This window comes from Streptomyces europaeiscabiei, assembly GCF_001550375.1.
GTDB classification, from domain to species: Bacteria; Actinomycetota; Actinomycetes; order Streptomycetales; family Streptomycetaceae; genus Streptomyces; species Streptomyces europaeiscabiei.
In genome coordinates this window covers 1-5,365 of the sequence record NZ_LRTR01000433.1, presented here as the reverse complement: position 1 = coordinate 5,365, position 5,365 = coordinate 1, and the positions used below count along the sequence as shown (strand labels likewise).

5 protein-coding genes are annotated in these 5,365 nt (G+C 71.6%); 2 read left to right on the top strand and 3 right to left on the bottom strand.

Annotated features, from left to right (window positions below; all coding sequences use genetic code 11):
- Nucleotides 1-1,066, top strand: a 1,066-nt coding sequence (locus AWZ10_RS20980; RefSeq protein WP_279616635.1) for an ATP-dependent helicase C-terminal domain-containing protein, incomplete at its 5' end; no start/stop codon positions are given.
- Here AWZ10_RS20980 and pgfA read toward each other — a convergent pair.
- From pgfA to AWZ10_RS20970, 3 genes are all read right to left on the bottom strand, one after another.
- Nucleotides 1,056-2,048: a cell envelope lipid trafficking protein PgfA gene (gene pgfA / locus AWZ10_RS20975; RefSeq protein ID WP_060891804.1), complete on the bottom strand. Its 993-nt coding sequence runs from the start codon at nucleotides 2,046-2,048 to the stop codon at nucleotides 1,056-1,058. The two genes, AWZ10_RS20980 and pgfA, sit on opposite strands and share 11 nt — an antisense overlap.
- 53 nt (nucleotides 2,049-2,101) lie before the next feature.
- Complete coding sequence (locus AWZ10_RS50335) at nucleotides 2,102-2,236, bottom strand: SPW_0924 family protein (protein ID WP_107065316.1); 135 nt, start codon at nucleotides 2,234-2,236, stop codon at nucleotides 2,102-2,104.
- A 166-nt stretch (nucleotides 2,237-2,402) separates the two neighbouring features.
- On the bottom strand, nucleotides 2,403-4,190 hold the full coding sequence (locus tag AWZ10_RS20970) for a lytic transglycosylase domain-containing protein (protein WP_060891803.1): 1,788 nt from the start codon (nucleotides 4,188-4,190) through the stop codon (nucleotides 2,403-2,405).
- Nucleotides 4,191-4,568: 378 nt separating this feature from the next.
- Here AWZ10_RS20970 and AWZ10_RS20965 point away from each other — a divergent pair.
- Nucleotides 4,569-5,365, top strand: a 797-nt coding sequence (locus AWZ10_RS20965) for a DUF4184 family protein (protein ID WP_060891802.1), incomplete at its 3' end; no start/stop codon positions are given.

The following is a 5,365-nucleotide window of genomic DNA, read 5'->3' as shown; positions in this document are numbered from 1 at the left end:
GGCGCCCGTGCCTGCGGCGGAGGTCGCCGGGGTGGTTGGTGGTTCCGGGCCCGCTGCGAAGGAGGGCGCGGCCGGTGGGCGGGCGGGTGCCGGGGAGGAGTGGGGGGTCGGGGTCGTGGTGGCGCTCGCGTTTCCGGAGCGGGTGGCGTGGGGCGGCAAGGGGTCGTTCCTGATGGTCTCCGGGACTCGGGCCGAGGTGGCGGAGGCGTCCGGGTTGCGGGGGGTGCCCTGGATCGCCGTGGCGGTCGCCGATCGGGCGGTGGGGGCGGGGCACGCGCGCGTGCGGCTCGGGGTCGCCATCGACGAGGGGGTCGCCCGGGAGGCGGCCGCGCCTCTGCACAGTCAGGGCGAGGAGGTCGTCTGGAGGGACGGGGACGTCGTCGCCCGGCGGGTGGAGCGGCTGGGGGCCGTGGAGTTGGCGGTGCGGCCGTTGCGGGAGGCGGCGCCCGGCCTCGTACGGGAGGCGTTGCTGGAAGGGCTGCGGGTCGAGGGGCTCGGGCTGTTGCGGTGGCCCCAGGACGCCGCGCGGTTGCGGGAGCGGCTGAGCTTTCTGCGTGCCCGGCTCGGCGCGCCCTGGCCCGACGTGTCCGACGGTGCCCTGTACGCGTGCGTGGAGGAGTGGCTGGAGCCGGAGTTGAGCCGGGCCCGGCGGCGGGCGGACCTCGGACGGATCGATGCCGGGGAGGCGCTGAAGCGGCTGTTGCCGTGGGCCACGGGGGACGCCGTACGGCTGGACGAGCTGGCGCCCGAGCGGATCGAGGTGCCGAGCGGGTCCCGGGTGCGGGTCGACTACGCGCGGCCCGAGCAGCCGGTGCTGGCGGTGAAGCTGCAGGAGATGTTCGGGCTGCGGGAGTCGCCCGTACTGGCCGGGGTGCCCGTGCTGGTGCATCTGCTGTCTCCCGCCGGGCGGCCCGCCGCCGTGACCGCCGACCTCGCCTCGTTCTGGAGGGACGGATACAAGGCCGTACGGGCGGAGTTGCGCGGGCGGTATCCCAGGCATCCGTGGCCACAGGACCCGGCGACGGCCGAGCCCACGCGGTACACGAACGCGCGGCTCAGGCGTTGACCGGCTCGGACGCCGGGGGCCTGCTGGACTCCGGTTCGCCGGGCCCGCGGCCGCGGGCCTCGACGTAGAGGGAGAGGGCGAGGAGCAGGATGCCGAGGCCGAGGAAGCCCCAGGGGAGGTAGGACGTCATGAGGAGGACGAGGAGGCGCTGGGACTTGACCAGGTCGACGGTGTGCTCGATGTAGTCCTCGCGCATCTTCACGTGGCCGGCGAAGGCGGTCACCTTCTCGCGGTCGCCCAGAAGCGCGCCGCCGCGGAGTTCCTCCTTGTGGATCTCCTCGCCGTAGACGGGGGCTCCGGTGACGGGTTCCACCCAGAACTTGCGGACCGTGGTGTACCAGCGGGTCGTGCCCGTCCCGGCGACCGTCTCCCGGGTGATGCCCTCGACGGGCATGGTGCGGGGGAAGGGGACCTCGGTCCAGGGGATGGTCTGCTCGAAGTAGTAGACCTCGACGCCCCGGAAGTCCTGGGTGCCCTTGTAGTGGATGGGGGCGGTGATCCGGGCCTGGGCGTCGAAGTACTCGTAGTCCCTCTTCTCCGTGAGGAAGGGCCACTTGAATTCCAGACCCTCCCGTTTCACGGGGTCGCCGTCGACCATCTCGCCCTTGGCGTGCACGGGTTCCTGGGTGTGGGCGTCGAAGATGTAGCGCTCGGGGATCCTGGAGACCATCTTGCCGTCCGGGCCCTGGACGTACGACAGGCCGTCCCAGACGACGACGTCCCGGTCGGTGTTCTTCTCGATCTCCTCGGAGGCCTCCACGTTGCCCTTGAGGGTCTGCACGATGGTGACCTCGGGCACCGTTTTCGCGGTCATCGTGCCGTAGTCGAGGAGGGTCGCGTCCTTCGCCTCCAGGACCATGTCCTGGTACTGGTTCGCCGGGATCTTGGCCAGGTTCGGGAAGACGTACCAGCGCAGCAGTGGGGACAGGGCGGTGAAGAACACGGCGAGTGCGAGCAGGATCAGACCGGCCCTACGGCGCATCTCGGCCTCCCTCCCGGGCGGTTGCGGACGTGCGGCCGCCCTCGGCTGTGCGGCTATGGATGTGCGGGGACCGTCGTCAGCAACGGTTTCGGTGACGTCTCCCCTGTCGGTGAGCCCAGCGCCGTGATCGTGAACACCAGGGCGAAGGCGAGGGCGAGACCGGTCGCGGCGGCGATCAGGGCACGCATACGGACCTCCCGACTACGGGCCTCACGACGACAGGAACTGATACTTCGTCAGGTCCGGCACCGTAGCAACGGCTGGGCGAGATGAGAACACGTTGCACACACACAACGGCGGCGCCCCTCCCGGAGGAGGGGCGCCGCCGTGGCCGTACGGACGGCCGGTGTCCGACTAGGACTCGCTGGGGCTCGGCGTCACCGGCTCGGTCGGCTCCGTGGGCTCGGCCGACTCGGCGGGCGCCTCCACCTTCAGTTCGAGTGTGAGGGTCGCGCCGCCCTCGGTCTCGACGCGGAGCAGGAACGTGCCGGTGGCGTCGTCCGAGTACAGCTTCGGGAGCTTGAGGAGGCCATCGGCGCCGGTCTTCAGGGCAAGGGTGCGTACGGGGCCGTCCGCGCCCTGGAAGTAGGGGCCCTTGTCGTTCTCGGTGGCGTCGACGAGCGACTTGACGAGGGTCGCCCTGACCGCGACCTTGTCGGCGATCTCGCCCCGATAGGTGGCCTTGACCTCGACCTGCTCCGCGAACTCCCCGTTCGGGACGCAGGTCAGCGCGGTGGTGCCGGTACGGGCGAGGGCGTCGGCCAGGCGGGCGGTGACGGTGACCTTGTGGTCGAGGGCGGTCACGGGGCGGCCCACGACGGTGGCGCGGACCGTGACGGCGCCGGTCTTCTCGCCTGCCACGAGTGCGGGGGCGGTGGCCTTGCCCACGCTGTCGGTGATGACGGTCGCGACCTTCTCGCCACCGGTGAAGGTGGTGTCGGTGTCACCGACGATCGTGAAGCGGACCCGGACCTTCGCCACGGCCTTGCCGGCCTTGGTCTCCGTGCGGGCGGCGAGCTTGCCGGTGAAGGTGTCGCCGGCCATGGCCGTGAGGGTCGCCGCGCCCGCGTTCTCCAGGTGGTGCACCGTGTCGGTGGGGGTGGCCGGCGTCGAGGGCGGCGTGGTGGCGGGCGGGGGCGGGGTGGTGGTGCCGCTGCCGGGCGGCGGCTCTTCGGCGCCCGGCTTCGGCGGCTTGGGGCTGGGGTTCGGCGTGGAGTTGCCGTTGCCGTTGCCGCCATTGCCGGTGCCGGTGTTGTTGCCGGTGTTGTTGCCGTTGCCGGTGTTGTTGCCGGTGCCGGTGTTGTTGTTGCCGCCGCTCGGCGTCTCGGGAAGGGAGCCGGTACCGTCCGGGATCTCGTGGGAGCCCTTGCGGTAGTACTCCAGCCACGTCATGACGGTGTTGTAGTACTCCGTCGAGTTGTTGTAGCTGAGGATCGCGCTGCGCAGGTTGCCGTCGTTCGACAGGTCCCAGTCGAAGCGGCACAGGTAGTGGCCGGCGGCGAGGGCTGCGTCGTAGACGTTGTTGGGGTCCTTGGCGCCGTCGTCGTTGGCGTCGCGGCCCGCCCACTGCCAGGTGGAGGGGATGAACTGCATCGGACCGACCGCCCGGTCGTGCGTGCTGTCGCCGTCGTACGCGCCGTTGTCGGTGTCGCTGATGTTCGCGAAGCCGTTGCCGTTGAGCTGAGGGCCGAGGATCTTGCCGATCGTCGTGCCCTCGGCGTCGACGCGGCCGCCGCGGGCCTGGCCCGACTCGACCTTGCCGATGGCGGCGAGGAGTTGCCAGGGCAGATTGCAGCCGGGCTTCGACTCGCGCAGGGACGCCTCGGCCTTCTTGTAGGCGTCGAGGACGGTCGCGGGTATACCGCGCTCGGAGCCGCCGGCCGTGCCCGAGGTGTCGCCCGTACCCGTCGTCGGGGTGGGGGTGTCGAGGGGCGGAAGGTCCGTGTAGTAGCGCGAGTTGCCCGAGGCGGTGTCGTCGGCCAGGGTGCTCATCTCCGGCGACGGTGAGCCCGCGGTCTGTCTGCCCGCACCGTCGGTGGTCACTCCCGGGGCCTGGGAGGCGGCGAGCGCCGCTACCGTGGCCGCGGCCAGGGCGGTCGTGGCCGCCCCCTTGCGGAGCCTCAAACCGAACTGCGCCGCCATTGAGTGAACCCCTCCCGGTGGTCGAACGCCTGGGCGTTCTTCCCGTCTATGGATGCCGCGGGCATTTCTCCGGTTTCACCGGACCGGCTTCCCTGCCCAGGTACACCGACTCCGGAGTTCCGGTCTTGGTTGCCCTGTTCCGGCATTCCATTCCCAGAAATCCGGTGGCCACCACCACCGACCGGCGCGACGACCCAGGCGACCCTACGACAACTTCCGTCGCCCGGACACCCGTTCGTGCCCGATATTCACCTATTGGACACACCGGCTCACCGTCGCGCGGTCACCGTTCGGGGAGGCGGACACGGGGCGCGCATACTGGCGACCGGTCATCGCCGGGCCGACCCTTCCGGCCAAAGTCCGTCACAGGGGGACGACTTGCCCTTCACGCTCAGCCACGCGGCCGCCGTACTGCCCGCCCTGCGGGGGGACGGGACGGGCCGCGGACTCCTGGTGCCGTCGGTGCTCGTCGCCGGTTCGTTCGCGCCCGACATGACCTACTACGTGGCGAGTGTCCTGCCCGAGGCCATGGAGTTCGGCGATGTCACGCACTCCTTCGCCGGGGTCTTCACCGTCGACGTCCTCGTCACCTGGGCGCTGGTCGGGCTGTGGCTGGTGCTCCGCGAACCGCTGGTCGCGCTGCTGCCGAGGGGGCGGCAGGGGCGGGTGGCCGCGCTGGTGCGCTGCGGGGCGGGAACGCGGCGCTTCAGTCCCTCGCTGGCCCTGTGGTGGTACGTCTCCGCCGCCCTCGGTTCGCTCACCCATGTCGTCTGGGACGCGTTCACTCATCTCGACCGGTGGGGGATGCGACTGTTCCCCGTCCTCGGCGAGGAGATCGCGGGCTCACCGCTCTACTGGTACCTCCAGTACGGCGGCTCCGCGGTCGCGGCGGTCGTGATCGCCGTCTTCGTCGTGCTGGCCCTGCGCCGGCAGCCGGCGGTCGAGCCCGTGGGCGTGCCCGTGCTCTCCTCGGCCGACCGGTGGGTGGCGGGCGCCGTCATCGGGGGCTGCGCGCTGGTCGCGGCCGTGCAGCGGGTGGCCCGCTGGTGGGCGCACTGGGGGGCGGTCGCCAAGCCGTACGAGGTGATCCCGACCGTGTGCTTCGGGGCGGGCGCCGGGCTCGTTGCCGGTGTGGTCCTCTACGGCGCCGGCGTCAGGGCGCGGCGCCCGGCTCC